The 16,952-nt window shown below is 70.2% G+C and carries 19 protein-coding genes; 6 read left to right on the top strand and 13 right to left on the bottom strand.

Annotated elements, in window-relative coordinates:
* The first annotated feature begins 7 nt into the window (after positions 1-7).
* Both BVG12_RS32265 and BVG12_RS32270 read left to right on the top strand, forming a co-directional pair.
* Complete coding sequence (locus tag BVG12_RS32265) at positions 8-883, top strand: phosphatase PAP2 family protein (protein WP_083685589.1); 876 nt, start codon at positions 8-10, stop codon at positions 881-883.
* Positions 876-1,160 (top strand): lipid-A-disaccharide synthase N-terminal domain-containing protein, encoded by a 285-nt coding sequence (locus BVG12_RS32270; protein ID WP_075795979.1) that lies wholly within the window; start codon positions 876-878, stop codon positions 1,158-1,160. The genes BVG12_RS32265 and BVG12_RS32270 overlap by 8 nt, the downstream gene beginning before the upstream one ends.
* 21 nt (positions 1,161-1,181) lie before the next feature.
* On the opposite strand, the gene BVG12_RS32275 is transcribed toward BVG12_RS32270, so the two are convergent.
* Both BVG12_RS32275 and BVG12_RS32280 read right to left on the bottom strand, forming a co-directional pair.
* Positions 1,182-1,871 (bottom strand): LysE family translocator, encoded by a 690-nt coding sequence (locus BVG12_RS32275; protein WP_083685590.1) that lies wholly within the window; start codon positions 1,869-1,871, stop codon positions 1,182-1,184.
* A gap of 49 nt (positions 1,872-1,920) precedes the next feature.
* Positions 1,921-2,895: a succinylglutamate desuccinylase/aspartoacylase family protein gene (locus tag BVG12_RS32280; protein WP_075795981.1), complete on the bottom strand. Its 975-nt coding sequence runs from the start codon at positions 2,893-2,895 to the stop codon at positions 1,921-1,923.
* A gap of 91 nt (positions 2,896-2,986) precedes the next feature.
* Here BVG12_RS32280 and BVG12_RS32285 point away from each other — a divergent pair, with 91 nt between their 5' ends.
* Complete coding sequence (locus BVG12_RS32285) at positions 2,987-4,135, top strand: acyltransferase family protein (RefSeq protein WP_075795982.1); 1,149 nt, start codon at positions 2,987-2,989, stop codon at positions 4,133-4,135.
* Here the strand turns inward: BVG12_RS32285 and BVG12_RS32290 are convergent.
* From BVG12_RS32290 to BVG12_RS32300, 3 genes are all read right to left on the bottom strand, one after another.
* On the bottom strand, positions 4,104-4,589 hold the full coding sequence (locus BVG12_RS32290) for a hypothetical protein (RefSeq protein ID WP_156895797.1): 486 nt from the start codon (positions 4,587-4,589) through the stop codon (positions 4,104-4,106). The two genes, BVG12_RS32285 and BVG12_RS32290, sit on opposite strands and share 32 nt — an antisense overlap.
* Before the next feature lie 104 nt (positions 4,590-4,693).
* Positions 4,694-5,587, bottom strand: a complete 894-nt coding sequence (locus BVG12_RS32295; RefSeq protein WP_075795983.1) for a pirin family protein — start codon at positions 5,585-5,587, stop codon at positions 4,694-4,696.
* A 29-nt stretch (positions 5,588-5,616) separates the two neighbouring features.
* The gene (locus BVG12_RS32300) at positions 5,617-6,210 is read right to left on the bottom strand and encodes an FMN-dependent NADH-azoreductase (protein ID WP_075795984.1); all 594 of its coding nucleotides are present in this window, start codon (positions 6,208-6,210) and stop codon (positions 5,617-5,619) included.
* Positions 6,211-6,320: 110 nt separating this feature from the next.
* On the opposite strand from BVG12_RS32300, the gene BVG12_RS32305 reads away from it, so the two are divergent.
* Complete coding sequence (locus BVG12_RS32305; RefSeq protein ID WP_075795985.1) at positions 6,321-7,232, top strand: LysR family transcriptional regulator; 912 nt, start codon at positions 6,321-6,323, stop codon at positions 7,230-7,232.
* Positions 7,233-7,236: 4 nt separating this feature from the next.
* Here BVG12_RS32305 and BVG12_RS32310 read toward each other — a convergent pair whose 3' ends face one another.
* Positions 7,237-7,824 (bottom strand): DUF7010 family protein, encoded by a 588-nt coding sequence (locus BVG12_RS32310; protein ID WP_075795986.1) that lies wholly within the window; start codon positions 7,822-7,824, stop codon positions 7,237-7,239.
* A 75-nt stretch (positions 7,825-7,899) separates the two neighbouring features.
* Complete coding sequence (asd, locus tag BVG12_RS32315; RefSeq protein ID WP_075796700.1) at positions 7,900-8,751, bottom strand: archaetidylserine decarboxylase; 852 nt, start codon at positions 8,749-8,751, stop codon at positions 7,900-7,902.
* 13 nt (positions 8,752-8,764) lie between these two features.
* On the opposite strand from asd, the gene BVG12_RS34390 reads away from it, so the two are divergent.
* Positions 8,765-9,037, top strand: a complete 273-nt coding sequence (locus tag BVG12_RS34390; protein ID WP_156895798.1) for a hypothetical protein — start codon at positions 8,765-8,767, stop codon at positions 9,035-9,037.
* Between the two features lie 58 nt (positions 9,038-9,095).
* Here BVG12_RS34390 and BVG12_RS32320 read toward each other — a convergent pair whose 3' ends face one another.
* From BVG12_RS32320 to BVG12_RS32345, 6 genes are all read right to left on the bottom strand, one after another.
* A complete protein-coding gene (locus tag BVG12_RS32320; protein ID WP_229503773.1) occupies positions 9,096-9,947 on the bottom strand; it encodes an EamA family transporter in 852 nt (283 codons plus the stop codon).
* On the bottom strand, positions 9,944-11,203 hold the full coding sequence (locus BVG12_RS32325) for an MFS transporter (protein ID WP_075795987.1): 1,260 nt from the start codon (positions 11,201-11,203) through the stop codon (positions 9,944-9,946). Before BVG12_RS32325 ends, BVG12_RS32320 begins: the two co-directional genes overlap by 4 nt.
* A gap of 78 nt (positions 11,204-11,281) precedes the next feature.
* Entirely contained in the window at positions 11,282-11,968 is a 687-nt protein-coding gene (locus BVG12_RS32330; RefSeq protein ID WP_156895799.1) for an HD domain-containing protein, read from the bottom strand.
* Entirely contained in the window at positions 11,937-12,626 is a 690-nt protein-coding gene (locus BVG12_RS32335; protein WP_075795989.1) for a ribonuclease HI family protein, read from the bottom strand. The genes BVG12_RS32330 and BVG12_RS32335 overlap by 32 nt, the downstream gene beginning before the upstream one ends.
* Positions 12,627-12,706: 80 nt before the next feature.
* Positions 12,707-13,270, bottom strand: a complete 564-nt coding sequence (locus BVG12_RS32340; protein ID WP_075795990.1) for a YXWGXW repeat-containing protein — start codon at positions 13,268-13,270, stop codon at positions 12,707-12,709.
* Between the two features lie 156 nt (positions 13,271-13,426).
* The gene (locus tag BVG12_RS32345) at positions 13,427-13,645 is read right to left on the bottom strand and encodes a hypothetical protein (RefSeq protein WP_075795991.1); all 219 of its coding nucleotides are present in this window, start codon (positions 13,643-13,645) and stop codon (positions 13,427-13,429) included.
* 186 nt (positions 13,646-13,831) lie between these two features.
* On the opposite strand from BVG12_RS32345, the gene BVG12_RS32350 reads away from it, so the two are divergent.
* Complete coding sequence (locus BVG12_RS32350) at positions 13,832-16,900, top strand: penicillin-binding transpeptidase domain-containing protein (protein WP_075795992.1); 3,069 nt, start codon at positions 13,832-13,834, stop codon at positions 16,898-16,900.
* Positions 16,901-16,952: the final 52 nt, after the last annotated feature.

The following is a 16,952-nucleotide window of genomic DNA, read 5'->3' on the forward strand; positions in this document are numbered from 1 at the left end:
GCGCGCGATGCCGGCCTCTCTACGCTCCCCCTGGGCCTGGTTCCCGCCCGCCGTGGCGCTGGCGCTGGTCGCCGCCATCCTCGCGACCGGCAGCAACCGTCCGCTGTTCCTGTGGCTGAACCATCGCGGCCACGCCCTCGGCGACCTTGCCTGGTTCCACCTCACCATGCTGGGCGACGGTGCGATGGCGCTGGCGCTCGTGCTGCCCTGCATCCGGCGCGCGCCGCGGCAGTTCTGGGCGGCGCTGCTGGCGGGCGTCGTCGCCGGCCTCTGGACCCAGGCCACGAAGGAGTTCGTCGACGTGCCGCGGCCGCTGTCCGTATTGGCCCCATGGGATTTTCATCTGGCGGGGCCGGCCTACAAGCGCGTGTCGTTCCCGTCCGGACACGCCGCGGCCGCGTTCGCGCTGGCAGGCATCTGGATCATGGGTGCCGAGGGCCGGCGATGGTGGAAGGGATTGCTGTTCGCGCTCGCGTCGCTCGTCGGGCTGTCGCGCATCATGCTCGGCGTGCATTGGCCGCTCGACGTGTTGTGGGGCATGCTGGGCGGCTGGCTGGGCGCCTGGTCCGGCCTGGCGCTGCAGGCGCGCTGGCGTTGGCAGACGGCGGGGCGGGGCGGCTTGCTGGCCGGCGCGGTGCTGATGGCCGTGACGGCAAGCCTGCTGGTGAGCCGGCACATCGGCATCCCCGCCGTGCTGCCCGCGCAGCGCGTGGTCGCGGCAGTCTGTCTGGCGTGGGGCGCCTGGGAGATTGGCTGCCTGGGCAGGTTGATCTTCGCCAGGGAGGCGCCTTACGCGGCCCAGGCGCCGCCATCGCGCGCAACGATGGCGTGGTGGGTGGCGCGGCTGGTCCGGCGGGCACAGCGATGGAGGAACGATGGCTGACGACGACTGGTGGCTGCTGCTGGGCTTTGTCGGACAGGCCGTGTTCATGGGCCGCTTCGTGATCCAGTGGCTGGCCAGCGAACGCCATCGGCGCAGCGTGATTCCCGTATCGTTCTGGTACCTGAGCATCCTCGGCGCGCTCGTGTTGCTCGTCTACGCAGTGCACCGGCGCGATCCGGTCTTCGTCGCAGGGCAAGGCCTCGGCGTCGCGATCTACCTGCGCAACCTGCAGCTGGTCCGCCGCGCGCGCGGTGCCGACGGATTGCGGGCCGAGTGAGCGGATGAGCGGATGAGCGGATCAGCGTACGGCCAGGACCGACACCTTGGCGGCCAGCACGAGCAACACGGCGCCCACGGCCCGGTCGAGCCAGACGAGGCGCGCCCGCAGCCAGGCCAGCACCGGACGCGACGAGAACAGCAGCGCCACCAGCGCAAACCACAGCAGCGATTCGGCGACGAGCAGGGTCCAGAGGAGCGCGACGTCGGTGGCGGCCAGGCCCGGCTTCAATGCCTGGGACAGCACGGAGCCGAAGTACAGCATGGCCTTCGGATTGAGGAGGTTCGTGAGGAAGCCGCTGACGAAGGTCTTGCGGCCGGCCTGCGCCGCCCGCGCGTCCGGCAACTGGCCCTTCGAGCGCAGGCATTGGATGCCGAGCCAGGCGAGGTACAGCGCGCCGACGACGGCCAGGATACGCGACAGGCCCGGCAGCGCGGCCAGCACGAGCGACATGCCGAGGACGGAGATCAGCACATAAACGCCGATCGCCGTCGCCACGCCGGCCGCGGCCCACAGGCCGGCGCGTCGGCCGGACACGATGGCGGTGCGCGTTACGACGGCGAAGTCGGGACCGGGCGAGATCAGGGCCAGTGCGTGGATGCTCAGGATGAGCAGGAGGGTGTTCGGCGTCATGGCGGTACTCCCGGCGAGCGGCGTGGTGGACGGTGCCAGCCATACTAGCATCGTCCTGGCCGCGCCGCAGGCCGTCATGCCGCCGTCCCGCTTACCCGCCCGCTTACCCGCCCGCTTACCCGCCCGCTTATTCGCGCCCGAACGCGGGATTCGGCCGCGTGAGGTAGTACCACTCGTGGTTCGGCGCGGCGTTCGCGTCCGGGAACAGGATGCGACCCGCGAATTCCGCGACGACGGGCGTGCCGTCCGCGCGGACACCGATCTGTTCGCCTTCCGCGACGGGGTCGAAGCTGGCCCACTGGCGCGTGAAGCGGTCGCCGGCGTCCAGCTTGTCGTGCACGACGACCATCTGCAGCGCTTCCATGTGGTCGAACGGCACCGGCTGCGGTTCCGGCGCATCGATGATCTTGAGGAAGGCGAGCGTGTTCATGATGGCCGTGTAGGCGACGTCCGGCGCGCGCGGGTCGAGGTGCTGCCCGCATTCGAGGGTCAGCGCATAGCCGCCCGTGCTGCGCATGTATTCCGTCGTGCCCATGCCGTAGCGCAGCACCGTCTGCAGTTCTTGCGCATTGCCGCGCGACCGGCGTTGCACGCCGCCGCCGTACGCGGCCATCCAGCCGGTGACGAAGCGGCGCACGCCCAGGCGGCGCGCCAGCGCGCGCTCCGCGCGCATGTGCGCGAACGGTTCCAGCGGGCCGTCGTTGTCGAGGGGGCCGACCATCACGAACGGCTCGCCGTGGGCGGCGTTGAACGAGTGCAGGTCGAGCAGGACGTCGTGCTGCGCCAGCAGCGGGCACAGCCAGTTGGCGACGTGGTCTTCGAAGTCGTGCGGCTCCGCTTTCGGCGACAGGTCGCGGTTCAGGTTGCGGTCGCCCGAGCGCGTGTTCTGCGCATAGGCCTTCGGGTTGACGATGGGGACGAAGGTCACGCTGCCGTTCGCGATCGGCAAGGTGCCGGCGTCGATCTCCGCCATGATCCGCTGGATGGCCTGGGTGCCGCATTTTTCGTTGCCGTGCGTGGCGCCCATGATGATGACTTTGGGGCCGGGGCCCTGGCCGGTGTAGTTGACGGATTTAAAATGCAGCTGGCTGGCGGGGATCATGCGTCGTGTTCCAAGAAGAAAGAATACGGGCATTGTAGCGTGCCGGCCCGGTGCGTGGCATCATCGGCGGGTTTCGTAGAAGAATGCCAATATGGACGGCGTCAATACGGGAAATGCGCCCCGGATCCACGGCCTCGACACCTTGCGCGCCCTCGCGGTAGCGCTCGTCGTGCTGCATCACTACACCTTGTTCGTCAGCGACGCACCGACATTCGGGTGGGCCGGGACGATGGGATGGGCGGGCGTCGACCTGTTTTTCGCGCTGTCCGGCTACCTGATCGGCAACCAGATCGTCGCGGCGTCCGGTGCCGCCCCGCGGTTTGGCCTGGCCGGGTTTTACCGGCGGCGGCTGCTGCGCACGCTCCCCGGTTTCTGGGTCGTGCTGGCCCTGTACGCGCTGTGGCCGGCCTGGCGCGGCGACGCGCCCATGTTGCCGCTGTGGCAGTACCTGACGTTCACGCAGAACATCCACCTGCAGCCGGGGACAGCATTCACGCATGCATGGTCGCTGTGCATCGAGGAACAGTTCTACCTGCTGCTGCCCGTCGCCGCCGTCATCGGCAGCGCGCTTGGGCGAGGCGGCGTGCGCCTGCGCTGGGCGTGGTGCGCGCTGCTGCTGGCCGTCGCGGCCGGCATGCTGACCCGGGCGACGATCTGGCACGACGGCCGGCACGCGCCGAACTGGCTGGGGTACTACTATCAATACATCTACTATTCGAGCTGGTGCCGCTGCGACGAATTGCTGGCGGGTGTCGCGCTGGCGCTGCTCGAGAACCGCGCGCCCGGCCCGTGGCGGCGCATCCTCGCGCGCGGCAATGCGCTGCTTGCCGCCGGCACGGCCGTCGTCGGCGGCACGTTCGCGTGGTTCCTCGACGATCGTTACGGATTCGCGCAGACTGTCGCGGGCTATCCACTTCTGGCCTTCGGTTGTGCCCTGCTGATCCTGGCCGCGCTGGCGCCCGGTTCTCTGCTGCACCGCGTGCGCGTGCCGGGCGCGGCCAGCCTTGCGCGGTGGTCGTACGCGATCTACCTGACGCACAGATCCGTCAGTATGCTCGTCGCGGCGCGCATGGCGCAGGCGGGCCACGGGGCGGAGGATGCGGCGACGATCGCCGCATGCATGCTGGCGTCGCTGGCGGGCGGCTGGCTGTTGTTCGTGCTCGTCGAGACGCCGTTCATGCGGCTGCGCGCACGGTGGGAGTCCGCGCTCAGCCCCGCACCCGCGCCGGCGCCTCGATGACGTCGAAGGCGGCCGGCATGTCGGCCAGCCAGGCTTGCAGGTGGGCGATGCGCATCGACGGGTCGTAGCCCTCCGTCGATGCCAGCGCGGCGCGCAGGCCGGGCACGGCTTCCGGCGTGTGCGGGCTGCCGCAGGCATCGATCAGCATGGCGACGAGGTCGGTCGGCGCGACGCTGCCCCGGCGCAGACGCGCGTGGATGACGGCGAGCAGCGCGCGCTGCATGCGCGGCGTCGGGTGCGTGATGTGGGCGAAGACGGTGGGCGTGTTGGCGATGGCTTCACAGATCGCCGTCTCCATCTGCTCCGGCGTGAGGTCGGAGGCGATGTCGAAATAGGCGCGGTCCCAGCGCGTGCGGGCGTAGCGGTGGCCGGGCGGGAAGGCGTCGACGCTTTCCAGGCCGAGGGCGCGGCTGGCGCGGGACAGCAGGGACGACAGGACGGGGAGCAGCGGCATCGTGATGAACGGCGGAGTGCGATGCCCGCTAGTGTAGACCAAGAAATGGAAACGCGCGGGAGACCGTCGGAGAGACGGTCTGCCCGCGCGGGAAACTTAAGCGATCACGCTGCCGAAGCGGCGGTGCTGTCCGTGAACTTCCCGTTGCGGAAATCCTCGACGGCCTGGACCACCTCGGCCTGCGTATTCATCACGAACGGGCCGTATTGCGCGATCGGCTCGTTCAGCGGCTTGCCTGCGATGAGCAGCAGGCGCGACGGCTGCGCCGCCTTGATGCGCACGCCGTCGGCAAGCGGCGCATTGTCGAGGATGGCCATGCGGGCCTGCGGCACGCCTTTGCCTTCGACGACGACCTCGCCGCGGAACACGTACAGGAACGCGTTGTGCCCGGCGGGCAGCGGCTGCTCGAACATGGCGCCGGCCGGGAGCTCGATGTCCAGGTACAGCGGCTGCGTCACGTCGCGCTGCACGGCACCGTCGACGCCGTGCGTGCTGCCGGCGATCACCTGCACGGTGGCGCCGGAATCCAGCGTGAAGCGCGGCACATCCTCGGCCGGGATGTCGCGGTACCACGGTGCGCTCATCTTGTCCTTCGCGGCCAGGTTGAGCCACAGCTGGAAGCCTTCCATCAAGCCTTCGTTCTGTTCCGGCATTTCCGAGTGGACCACGCCGCGGCCGGCCGTCATCCACTGGACACCGCCGTTCGTGATCGAACCCTCATGGCCGGCGCTGTCGCGGTGGCGCATGCGGCCTTCGAGCATGTAGGTGACGGTCTCGAAGCCGCGGTGCGGGTGTTCCGGGAAGCCGGCGATGTAGTCGCCCGCCTTGTCGCTGCCGAACGCGTCCAGCATCAGGAACGGATCGAGGCGGCGCTGCAGCGGTTGCGTCAGGACACGGTTGATCTTGACGCCTGCGCCGTCCATCACGAACTGGCCACCGACCAGGCGTTCAACGCCGCGGCTCGTGGCCACGGTTTGGGTTTGCACTTGCTGGGTCATGATCTCTCTCCTTGACGCAATGTCGATATTCAAGCCAATGCTGCGACGGCGGCGTCCGCCTCGGCCTGCCCCTTGGCGGCCGCTTCCGGACCCATCGCCAGGCCTGCCGAATAGATGAACTGGTGGTCCGTCATGCCCAGGAAGTTCAGCAGCATGCGGATGTGCGGCACTTGCGGGTCGGCGTCCGCCGGGTAGATGCCGCCGCGCGACGTGGCGACGTACACCTTCTTGTTCTTGAGCAGGCCTTCCGGACCGGTCTCCGTGTAGCGGAACGTCACGCCGGCGCGGGCGATGGCGTCGAACCAGGCTTTCAGCTGGATCGGCATGCCGAAGTTGTACATCGGCGCGCCGAGCACGATCACGTCGGCCGCTTGCGCTTCCGCGATCAGGGCGTCGTCCAGGGCCACGCGGGCGGCCTGTTCGGCCGTGCGCTGGTCGGCCGGGGTGAACAGGGCGCCCAGCGCCGCTTCGTCCAGCACCGGATGCGGGTTCGCGCCCAGGTCGCGCACGGTGACGGTTGCGCCCGGATTGGCGGCGGCCACTTTCGCGACGATCACATTGGCCACACGGGTCGATTCGGATTGGGTGCCGCGCAAGCTCGAGTTGATCTGCAGGATGTTCATGGTGTCTTCCTTCGTGTCGGTTGGTGTTTCGATGTAGACACTTTAGCGGTTCCATATATCGTGCGGAAGGCGATAGAATGGATAACATTATTCAACCAATGGAACAATCTATGGATGTCGAACCGAACGACCTGCTGCTGTTCGCGCGTATCGTCGAGGCCGGCAGTTTCAGCATGGCGGCACAGCGCCTGGACTTGCCCAAGTCGACCGTGTCGCGTCGCATCGCGTTGCTGGAGGCGAGCGTGGGCGAGCGCCTGCTGCAGCGGACGACGCGCCGCCTGATGCTGACGGAGTTCGGCGCGAGCCTGCTGGAACACGCGCGCAAGGTGGCGGAGGAAGTGGACGCGGCCGGCGCGCTGGCCCAGCACCGCCAGGCCGCGCCCAGCGGCAAGCTGCGCATTTCGATGCCGCAGGATTTCGCCAACGTCGTCATGGCGGAGATGATTCCGGCATTCATGGACCGCTATCCGGCCGTGTCGCTGGAACTGGACCTGTCGCCGCGGCGTGTCGATCTCGTCGCGGAAAACTTCGACATCGCGATCCGCATGGGCGACCTGCCGGAAGATTCGACGCTGGCCGCGCGCCGTATCGCGATGCAGCAGTTTGGCCTGTACGCGGCGCCATCGTATATCGCGCAGCGCGGCCTGCCGGAACAGCCGGACGATCTGCTGCGGCACGACCTGCTGTGCGTCCTCAGCCGTACGGGCGGGGCGGTGCCGTGGGTTTTGCTGCGCGGCAAAGTGCGCTGGGAAAAGGCGCTGACGGCGCGCCTGACGGCCAATTCGCCTCAGCTGCTGGCGAAGATCGCCTGCAGCGGGGCCGGCATCGCGGCGAGCACGGATTTCATCGTGGCGAAACACGTGCAACGAGGCCAGCTGGTGCGCGTGTTGCCGGAGTGGGATATGCCGGTCTCGACCGGCTGGGCCGTGTTCCCGGGGCGGCGCCTCATGCCCGCGAAGACGCGGGCGTTCCTCGACATGCTGGAGGAGATGTTCTGCAAGAACCGGGAGAAAGCCGCCTGAGCGTTCAGGCGGATACGCGCGCGGTGCCCCGGGTGCCGCGCATCGCCGCCAGGACGATGCCGCCGAACACGATCTCGATGACGGATCCGGCGAACGCCCCGGCGGCCGGCGCCGCGTGCTGCGTGGCCAGGCCATAGCCCGCCGCTGCCAGCACCGCGCCGCACACCCAGAATACCTTTCCGCCGAACAGCGTCGCGAAGGTCAGGTAGCGCCCGCCGATGATGAACAACATCGCGGGGAAGAACAGCTCGATGCGCCACAGCGCGATGCCGTAGGCCAGGAACAGCATCAGGATCATCCAGATCGTCGTCGCGAAGGCGAGCATGCCGAGGGGATTGCCGCTCGCGTGGCGGCCCGAGCGGCCGAGGAGGCGGGTCAGCAGCACGGACAGCGGGTGGATCAGCACGCCGCCCGCATACAGCGCCCAGACGGCCGTCTGCGGCGAGCGCCACAGGCACACGAGGCCGGCGACCGCCCAGACGGCGCCGGACACGAACAGGCCGGGCGCGCCGCCCAGGTAAGCCTCGCGCATGTCCTGCTGCGCAGCGAGAGTGGTCACGACATCGGGAACGGGCGGGCGCTTGTCATCCATGGTTTGCCTCCGGGAAAAGGAAACGCCATGCTGACATGAAGGGCTTGTCAGTACAACATCTTTTTGCTTGGGGGATCAAGCCGGGCGGTTGCCCATCATCTCGCCCAGGCGCACGGGGCGCTCGGGGGCCCAGTCTGGGTTGAAGCGGATCGTGTTCGGAGGGAAGAGCATGACGATCGTCGAACCGAGCAGGAAGCGGCCCATCTCTTCGCCTTTTTTCAGGACGATGTCGCGGTCCGTGTACGTCCATTCCGTGACCTTTTGCATGCGGGGCGGATTCACCACGCCATGCCAGACGGTCGCCATGCTGCCGACGATCGTCGCGCCCACGAGCACCATCACGAACGGGCCGTGCTCGGGCGACTCGAACACGCAGACGACGCGCTCGTTGCGCGCGAACAGGTTCGGGACGCCGCGCGCCGTCGTCGGATTGACGGAGAACAGGGCGCCCGGGACGTAGATCATGCGGGTCAGCTTGCCGTCGCACGGCATGTGCAGGCGGTGGTAATCCTTGGGCGACAGGTACAGATTGGCGAAGCAGCCGTGGCGGAATTGTCCGGCCAGCGAGGCGTCGCCGCCGACCAGTTCCGTCGTCGTGAAGCGGTGGCCTTTCGCTTGCAGGATGTGATGGTCGTCGATGGCGCCGAACTGGCTGATGGCGCCGTCGACGGGGCAGACGAAATCGGCATCGGCCAGCGGACGCGCGCCGGCTTTCAGCGGCCGGGTAAAGAAGTCGTTGAAACTCTTGTAGCTGGCGATGTCCGGATTCTCGGCTTCCGCCATGTTCACGCCGTACTTTGCGACGAACCAGCGGATCATCCGCGTCGTGACCGTGCCGCCCTTGGCACCGGCCACGCGGCCGGCGAAAGTCGTGAGGCGCCGCTTCGGCAGCAGATACTGGGGCAGGACTTTAAGGCGATCGGACACGGTAAACCTCGACATGAAGACGCGCCATTATAGCGGCACGGGCGTTCGCGAAGGCAAAACCGCGGGGTCGCCGACGGTTATGCATATCAAAAATATTTGCGCAAGGGCAACAAAGGGCGCGCAATCCAGTGGACAATGGCGGCCGCCCCGTGTTTGCCATTCTGACATGCGTATCGTGATAACGCCATTCCGCCTGACCTTGCTCGCCGCCGCCATCGCCGCGGCGTGTTCCGCCCACGCCCGGCAAGCACCTGCAGCGCTCGGCAAGGACGAAATGAAGCTCTAAACCGGGGTCAGAGCCCGTTTTTGAGCAATTGCCAAAAAACGGGCCCTGACCCCGGTTTTCAGGCCAGCCGCATCGCCACCGCGCCGCAGGCGATCAGCGCGACGGCCGCCAGGCGCGCGCGGCCGACGGGTTCGCGCAGGACGACGGCGGCGATCGCCGTCGCGAACAGAATCGACGTCTCGCGCAGCGCCGCCACCGCTGCGACCGGGGCCCGCGTCATCGCCCACAGCGCGATGCCGTACGAACCGGCCGACGCGAGGCCGCCCAGCGGCGCCACGAGCGGGTTCGCGCGCGCGAACGCGGCGAGGGCCCGTACGCGGCCGCGGGCCGTCCAGGCGCACACGAACACGCCCGTCAGCAGGAAGATCCATAGCGTGTACGCGGCCGGCGCGCCGGAGCGGCGCACGCCCTGGCCGTCGATCAGCGTATAGGCCGCGATCACGCCGGCCGTCAGCAGCGCGAACACGGTCGTGCGGCGTGCGCCGGACGCGGGCGCCGCACGCGCGACGAGCCACTGGCCCAGCACGCCGCCGCAGATCATCAGCATCGCGCACCACTGGCCGACACTCAGCCGGTCGCCCGTCAGCGGACCGTTGACGAGCGCGACCAGCAACGGCGCGCAGCCGCGCATTAGCGGATAGGCGTGGCTGACCTGGCCGTCGCGGTAGGTCTCGATGAGCAGCAGATAGTAGATCGTCTGCACGACGCTGGACGCCGCGATGAAACCCCAGCTCGCGCGCGCCGGCGCCGCAAGGAAGGGCAGCAGGACGATCGCGGCCACGGCCGATCCGGCCGCGATGAGCACGGCCGCCAGCAGCGGTTCGCCGCGGCGCTTGAGCAGTGTGTTCCAGCTCGCGTGCAGCAGCGCCGCGCCCAGCACCGCCAGCAGTACGGGCGCGGCGATCGTCACGCCTTCTCGGCGGCCGGTGCCGTCTCCGGTATGCCGTGGCTGCGGAAGTAGCGGTGCGCGACGAGCAGCGCCGCGGCCTGCATCGCCGCGCACAGGAAGAACGGCCCGCCGACGCGCCAGTCCAGCGGCGGCAGGTGGCTTGCGGCGCCCAGCAGCACGGTGCCGACGAGGGGCATGACGACGAGGCCGATGCTGCTGATCGATTGCAGCGAGCCCATCAGCTCGCCCTGTTCGCGGCTCGACGACGACTTCGACAGGATGCCCTGCAGCGCCGGCCCCGCCGCGAACGACAGCAGGTTGCACAGGATGAACACGTACATCATCCAGCCATGCGTCGCGATCGCATAGAGGAAGTAGGTCACGGCGCCGGACGACAGGCCGATCAGCGACAGCCGCACTTCGCCGAAACGCCGGATCAGCGGCGCGAGCAGTCCCGCCTGCACGACGATCGAGCACACGCCCACGCAGAACAGGGCGACGCCGTTGTCGCGCGGCGTCCAGTCGAAGCGGAACGTCGTGTACAGGACCCATGTCGTCTGCAGCATCATCTGGGCGAACGAGACGAGCGTGTAGACGATGATCAGGCCGCGGATATCGGTGCGGCGCGCGAGGCGCAGCAGGGCGCCGAACGGATTGATGCGCGCCCACTGGAACGGCGCGCGGCGCTCGCGCGGCAGCGATTCCGGCACGGCGACCCAGCCGTAGATGAAATTCGCGGCCGACAGCGCGGCCGCCACGTAGAACGGCAGGTGCAGCCCCATGTTGCCGAGCAGGCCGCCCAGGATCGGGCCGCAGATGAAGCCGAAGCCGAACGCGGCGCCGATCTTGCCGAAGCTTTTCGCGCGGTTCTCCGGCGTCGACACGTCCGACGCATACGCCGACGCCACCGACATGCTGGCCGACGATGCCCCGCCGATGACGCGCCCGATGAACAGGCAGGCGAGGTTCGGCGCCCACGCGGTGGCGAGGAAGTTGATGCACATGCCGCCCATCGAATACAGCAGCACGGGGCGGCGCCCGATGCGGTCGGACAGCGCGCCGACCATCGGCATGAACAGGAATTGCATCAGCCCGAACGTGGCGCCCAGCACGCCGTACCACAGCGCCTGCTGCTCGCGGTTGGCGACGAATTCGCCCACGAGGCCCGGCAGCACGGGCACGATGAGGCCGATGCCGAGCATGTCGACGAACACGCAGATGAGGACGAAATTCAGGTTGCCGGACGGCGTCCTGGCAAGAGTCGCGCTGCTGGTCATGGCCTTCCCGTCACGATTCGGAAAACGCCTATGGTAGCACCGATTGCCGGGCCGACAACATTGACGGCCCGGTCGGACTCACCTGTGTGGCGTGCCGCTCCACTCGGCGGCGAACGCGTTGCGGAAGTCCGTCAAGGTGGCCAGCCGCGCCTCGGCCAGCTGCCTGCCGGCCTCCGTCTGCATCATGCCCGGCAGGCGCGCAAGTTTCGCTTCGATGTGGTCGAGCGAATACGATCTGTCGTCCAGCGGGCGGTCTTGCGCGAGCGGATCGCTGCCGTGGGCGAGGGCGCTGCCCATGCGGCCGGCGATGTAGAACATGCGCGCGAGGCCGACGGCGCCGAGACCGTCCAGGCGGTCGGCGTCCTGCACGATGCGCGCTTCCAGGGTCGTCGCCGGCACGCCGGCGGAAAAGCTGTGGGCCTCGATCGCGTGGGCGACGGCGGGGATTTTCTCCGCCGGGAAGCCGAGCGCGGCCAGCCGTTCGCTCGCCAGCCCGGCCGACAGGCGCGAGGCGCTGCTGCGGCGCGGGTCGTCTTTCGGCACGTTGACGAGGTCGTGCAGGTAGCAGGCCGCCAGCACGACGAGCGCATCCGCCTGCGGATACTGTGCCAGCAGCGCCTGGGCATTGCGCCAGACTCGTTCGAAGTGGTTCAGGTCGTGGGCGCCGTCAGGGGCTTGTTCGGCCAGCGCGGCGGCGGCCAGTTCCGCCAGGCGCGCCGGCCAGGCGTCGAGTTCAGGATGGCGTGTGGAGTTCGTTGCTTGCATCGGTTTCATCGAAGGAGGGGGGTGCGAGCGCGCGCTGCGACAGCGCGTCGGCCCCGGTGTTCTTGTGGCGCGGCACCCAGCGCAAATGCACGCCGGGCACGTTTGCCAGCAGCGCGTGCACGCGGGCGCGGTAGACGGCCAGCGCGGGCGCGGCGTACAGGTCCGGGCCGTTGACGTCGTCGATCACGACCCGGCTGTCGCCGTAGATCGTCAAGCCGCACGCGCCGTGGGCGACGGCCGCTTCCAGCAGCGCGATCAGGGCGCGGTATTCCGCTTCGCTGCTGTTGCCGTGACCGGCCGGTTCGGCCAGCTCCACCTGGACGCCGCCGGGGCCGTCGAGCCGGACGCCGATGCCGCAGCGGCCCGGGTTCGGCTTGGCGGAGCCGTCGAACCAGCCGCGCCACGCGCCGGGTTGACCGTCGTGGCGGGCTTGAATGGCAGCGTTGGCGAAAGCACGGGCGGCGTCGCGGGCCGCCTGCGCGGCCAGCATGCCGGTGCGCAGCTCGACCAGGGCGGCAAGGCCCTTGGCGCCCGCCGCCAGTTCCAGCGTGCGGCGCAGCGCGTCGGCGGCGGACAGCCCTTCGGCGCGGGCCAGGCGGACGCTGGCCGCCCGCTCGGCCTTGTAGGCGATCCGTTCCAGATCGGGAAAGTCGTTCATGCCGGGAGGATACCTGCTTTTCACAAATACTGTAGCCGGAAAGAAAAACAGCACCGAGGCGGTGCTGTGTCTCGGCTGCATCAGCGGCGGTAAGGATTGTCCGGCCGGCGATCCCAGCGGTTCGGCACGCCGTCGCCGTCGCGATCGCGGTCGTAGCGGTTCGGTACGCCGTCGCGGTCTTCGTCCCAGCGCCGGCCGTGGTGTTCGTAGCGGTCGGGGATGCCGTCGCGGTCGCGGTCGCGGTAATAGGGCCGGTCGTTGACATAGCCGCGGTCGTAGCCGCGGTCATAACGGCGCTCGAAGCGGTCGGGCACGCCGTCGCGGTCGCGGTCGGGGCCGTACGGCGTCCAGGCCGCGGGCTGCATATACCACCCGCCATTGCCCTGATACCAGGCCGGTGCACGGTAGACATAGCCCGGGCGTTCGGCAATCCAGAAACCCGGCGCCCATACGTGGCGGTAGCCGTTCCATTCCCAGTGGCCGGGCGCCCATACATGACCGTAGCGCGGCGCGGGGATGCGTTCGTACAGCGGAGCCGGCGGGGCGGTACCGATGTAGAGGCTGACATTGCTGTAAGCCATCGAAGGCAGGGGTGCGGCGGCGGCGCCGAGGGCGATGAGGGCGGCGAGAGCGAGGCGTTTCATGTTGGTCTCCAATCCGGGCTTCGGATGCGACCAATATAGCGCGCTCTGCCTGTCAATTCAGCCGATGAAGCACATGCTGACATCTGAAACGATTACGTCGAGACACTCTGTAAAGCGGCGGACGGCGGCGTGCGCGCGCGGCCGTCCGGGTGCACGTCATGCGCGGCTCCGCACGCGTTCCAGCGCCAGCAGCTGCTGTTTCTCGACCGGGCTCAAACGCTTGGCGGTGACGTGCACGACGGGGATGCCGGCGGCCGTCGCGTAGGTCTGGGTGCCGGCTAGTGCGGGTTTCATGCTGTCGATGGCGACGCTGCCGGCGGCGGCCAGGCTCAGTGCGACCAGGAAGGCGGCTTCCATGTGTTTGATGACGTTCATGATGTTCTCCTCGGGGTGGGTGCGTTGTCGATGTGTGTACTGTAGCCGCGGGCCTTCCGGGTCTCCAGCGGCGTGCGACGGACCGCAAAAAACGCGGGATGAAGCGCGCAAAAGCGCGACCGGCGCGCCGCGCGTTTGCGTCGCCCCCCGCTAAGCGCGGACGGACACATCGAGGGAGAGACAACGATGATCGGAGCGCTCGTCACGGCCGTCGCGGCCAACCGGACGCGCTGGCGGCGCGCGCGCAACCTGCGTGCCGGCACGCGCACGCAGGCGCCGGCACGCACGCGGACACACCTGCTCGGCCCGGCGCCGCTGCGCTGGCTCACGGCCGCAAGCGTGCTGCTGGCCGCGGCGGGCGCCGTGCTCATCATCGTGCACGCGCGCTGGCTGGCGGCGGCCGGGACGACGCCGTCCGGCGATGGCGCCGCGCGCTTCCAGTCCGTGCTGCCGGGCTTCGCGTTCACCGTGCCGGAAGCGCCGGGCGCATCGGTGCGCACGCGCGGCCTGGACTCGCTGCTCATCCTGTCCGGCATGCGCGCCGGTCCCGTGCACCGCATCGACCTGTGCGACCAGCTCCTCGACCGCACGCGCCCCGGGCGCCTGCTGCCGCTGCGCATCGGCTGGGCCTTCGCCGACGTGGCCGGCCTGGAGGCGCCGCGCAATGTGCTGCTGGCCGACCAGGCGATGCCGCGCGTGACGGTCGACGGCCGCGCCGGGTCCGACTTGCGTGTGCGCTGGGAAGGCCGGGCGCAGTGGTGGACGGCCGGTGGAACGCCAGCGCTGCGCGGCGACGGCTGGCTGACGTGGCAGGGGGGCGCCTTGCGCCTGCAGCGGCGCGCAGGCGGCGCGTGCCCGCCGGCCGGTGAGCTCGTCGTGCAGCTGTACCGGCCGGCGCCGGAACAGCGCGCCCTCGTCGTCGCGCTGCCGGCGCAGGGGCCGGCCGTCGAGGCGGTGCTGGCGCCGGGCGACTACCGCGTGCCGTCGCTGCCCGCCGCCGCGCTGGAAGACGAGCAGCTGTTCGATCTGCTGAGCGCACGGGGCCTCGTGCGCCTGGGCAGCAACGGGCTGGCGGAGCTGGCCCCGCCCGACCTCGCCGCGTGGCGCGCGGCCGGCAAGACGCCTTGGGATGGCGTCGCGCTCGACGGCGACGCGCTGCGCCTGCTGGAACGCCTGTACCGCCGCGCCGACGGCGATTTCGTGCGCGAGCAGGTGCGCATCTTCAATGCCGAGCGCCGCCTCCTCGCGTGGCGCGTGCGCAGCGCCGACGCCGTCAACGTGGCGGGCACGTGGCGCGCGGAAGTCGTGCAGGGCGCGTCGATGGCGCCCGTGCCGTTGGCGGACGATATGCCCCCGCTCGGCGCGCGCCTGTTCGCGCGCCTGCCGCAGGGTTGGGCGGCGTGGCAGCGCGTCGGCGCGTGGCCGGCGGCCGGCGGCGCGGCGCGTTTGCGCTTGTTGCTCGCGGCCCCGGCGCGCGCGGGCGACAGCATCCGGCTGATGCTCGCCGGCCGCCTGCGCCATGTGTCGGGTGCGCGGCTGCGGGGCGAGCCGCAACCCGGCTGCGACGGCCGCGCATGCCGCGCGCCCGACGAGGTGCAGGTGCTCGACCTGCTGCTTGACGCCGGCGCCACCGAGATCGTGCTGGACGCCGACCCGTTGGCGCTGGATGCGCTGGCCACGCCTGGCGATGCGCGCTACCGTCACCTCGTCGTGCGCGACGGCCGCCTCGCGTGGCAGGCGCTGGCCCCGTCCACGGCGCGTCCGCCGGCACCGCTGGCCGACGTGGCGCTGGCCGACCGCACCGGCATCCCGCTGTGGCGCGACGGCGCCCCGACGGAAGGCGCGCGCGCGGCCGGTCTCTCGACCCTGCTGGGCGTGCGCGCCAACCAGCCGGGAAGTGTCGCCGCGATGCTGGGCCGGCTGCCGGGCGGCCATCACGCGGCGCGCCTCACGCTGGACGCCGGCCTGCAGACGGCCGCGCAGGCGGCGCTCGACTGCGTCGCCATGCGCCGCGGCCGCTGGGATGGCGCGGCATGCAGCGGCGGCGGCTTGGCGCCGGCCGGCCGGCAGGCGGGGGTCGTCCTGCTCGACACGGAGACGGGCGCGATCCTCGCGCTGGCCGGCGCGGGCATGCCGGCCGTGGACGCCGCCAACTGGAAGGAAGCGCGCGATTTCGACCGCATCGACCCGGCCGCGAGCCCGCTGCGGCTGCCCGCGCTGCAGCACGACGGCGGCGCCGAGCGCGCGCCGGGATCGACGTTCAAGATCGTCAGCGCCCTCGGCCTGGAACTGGCCGCACGGTCCGACCGCCAGCTGGACGCCCTGCTGGACGGCCTGCCGCTGGCCGGCATCAATGCCGTGGCGCGCGAGCGCGGCTACGCCTTCCGCACGGACGCGCCGACCTACCCCGTCGACGGCCGCGCCAGGATCACGAATTTCCGCGACCAGGGCCTGGACCGGCGCGCGCACGACGGCCGCCTGGGCCTCGCGCAGGCATTGACGTACAGCCTGAACACGTGGTTCGCGTGGACGGGCGAGTTGTCGGATCAAAGCCTGCTCGGCCGGCCCGACGGCGGCGTGCCCGACCTGCAGCCGTTGACGCCGGGCGCGCTCGATCCGGTCCGTCCCATCGTCGCGATGGCGCGCCGGCTGGGCTTCGGCCAGGCGCTGCGTCTCGACGGCGGCCTGCTGCCGGCCGACTATGCATGGTCCGCGTGGGATGCCTTGCAGTGGACGCCCGCCGGTATCGACCCCGTCCACACGCGCCACGAGCTGCGGCAGATGGCGATCGGGTTGCGCATGCAGGCGACACCGCTGCAGATGGCGCTCGTGGCGGGCGCCGTCGGGCAGGGGCGCGTGATCGTCCCGCGCCTGCTGGCGGAGCTCGACGGCGTGGCGGCGCAGCCCGCCGCCGGACCGGCGCTGGACGTGCGCCTGGACCGCATCCGCGCCGGCATGAAGGGTGTCGTCGACGTGGGCACGGCGTCCGGCGCCTTCCGCGCGCCCGCGCTGGCCGGCATCCGGCGGGGCCTGTCCGGCAAGACGGGGACGGCGCCCGTGGGCGACGGCGCGCTGGCCACGGTGTGGTTCACCGGCTGGCTGGAGCCGCACAGCGTGCCGGGCCAGGCGCACCGGCTGGCCGTCGCCTTGTTCGTCAGCCGTTCGGAGGCGACCGGGGGCGAGCACGCGGCGCCCGTCGCGGCGGCCGTGCTGGGGGCGCTGGCGCGCCGCGGTGCCGGCAAGGCCTTGAATTAAGGGGTATTTTCCGCTCAGCTGCGCGCCTGATCGATGTGTTTCTATGGCATGA

The organism is Massilia putida (assembly GCF_001941825.1).
GTDB classification, from domain to species: domain Bacteria; phylum Pseudomonadota; class Gammaproteobacteria; order Burkholderiales; family Burkholderiaceae_D; genus Telluria; species Telluria putida.

Excerpts from the sequence above, each read along its gene's own strand:
- BVG12_RS32275 (WP_083685590.1), bottom strand. The coding sequence starts at position 1,871 with ATGACGGCCTGCGGCGCGGCCAGGACGATGCTAGTATGGCTGGCACCG.
- BVG12_RS32335 (WP_075795989.1), bottom strand. The coding sequence starts at position 12,626 with ATGAACGACTTTCCCGATCTGGAACGGATCGCCTACAAGGCCGAGCGG.
- BVG12_RS32265 (WP_083685589.1), top strand. The coding sequence starts at position 8 with ATGCCGGCCTCTCTACGCTCCCCCTGGGCCTGGTTCCCGCCCGCCGTG.
- BVG12_RS32300 (WP_075795984.1), bottom strand. The coding sequence starts at position 6,210 with ATGAACATCCTGCAGATCAACTCGAGCTTGCGCGGCACCCAATCCGAA.
- BVG12_RS34390 (WP_156895798.1), top strand. The coding sequence starts at position 8,765 with ATGAAGACGCGCCATTATAGCGGCACGGGCGTTCGCGAAGGCAAAACC.
- BVG12_RS32340 (WP_075795990.1), bottom strand. The coding sequence starts at position 13,270 with ATGAAACGCCTCGCTCTCGCCGCCCTCATCGCCCTCGGCGCCGCCGCC.
- BVG12_RS32295 (WP_075795983.1), bottom strand. The coding sequence starts at position 5,587 with ATGACCCAGCAAGTGCAAACCCAAACCGTGGCCACGAGCCGCGGCGTT.
- BVG12_RS32350 (WP_075795992.1), top strand. The coding sequence starts at position 13,832 with ATGATCGGAGCGCTCGTCACGGCCGTCGCGGCCAACCGGACGCGCTGG.
- BVG12_RS32290 (WP_156895797.1), bottom strand. The coding sequence starts at position 4,589 with ATGCCGCTGCTCCCCGTCCTGTCGTCCCTGCTGTCCCGCGCCAGCCGC.
- BVG12_RS32280 (WP_075795981.1), bottom strand. The coding sequence starts at position 2,895 with ATGATCCCCGCCAGCCAGCTGCATTTTAAATCCGTCAACTACACCGGC.
- BVG12_RS32330 (WP_156895799.1), bottom strand. The coding sequence starts at position 11,968 with ATGCAAGCAACGAACTCCACACGCCATCCTGAACTCGACGCCTGGCCG.
- BVG12_RS32310 (WP_075795986.1), bottom strand. The coding sequence starts at position 7,824 with ATGGATGACAAGCGCCCGCCCGTTCCCGATGTCGTGACCACTCTCGCT.
- BVG12_RS32325 (WP_075795987.1), bottom strand. The coding sequence starts at position 11,203 with ATGACCAGCAGCGCGACTCTTGCCAGGACGCCGTCCGGCAACCTGAAT.
- BVG12_RS32270 (WP_075795979.1), top strand. The coding sequence starts at position 876 with ATGGCTGACGACGACTGGTGGCTGCTGCTGGGCTTTGTCGGACAGGCC.
- BVG12_RS32285 (WP_075795982.1), top strand. The coding sequence starts at position 2,987 with ATGGACGGCGTCAATACGGGAAATGCGCCCCGGATCCACGGCCTCGAC.
- BVG12_RS32345 (WP_075795991.1), bottom strand. The coding sequence starts at position 13,645 with ATGAACGTCATCAAACACATGGAAGCCGCCTTCCTGGTCGCACTGAGC.
- BVG12_RS32305 (WP_075795985.1), top strand. The coding sequence starts at position 6,321 with ATGGATGTCGAACCGAACGACCTGCTGCTGTTCGCGCGTATCGTCGAG.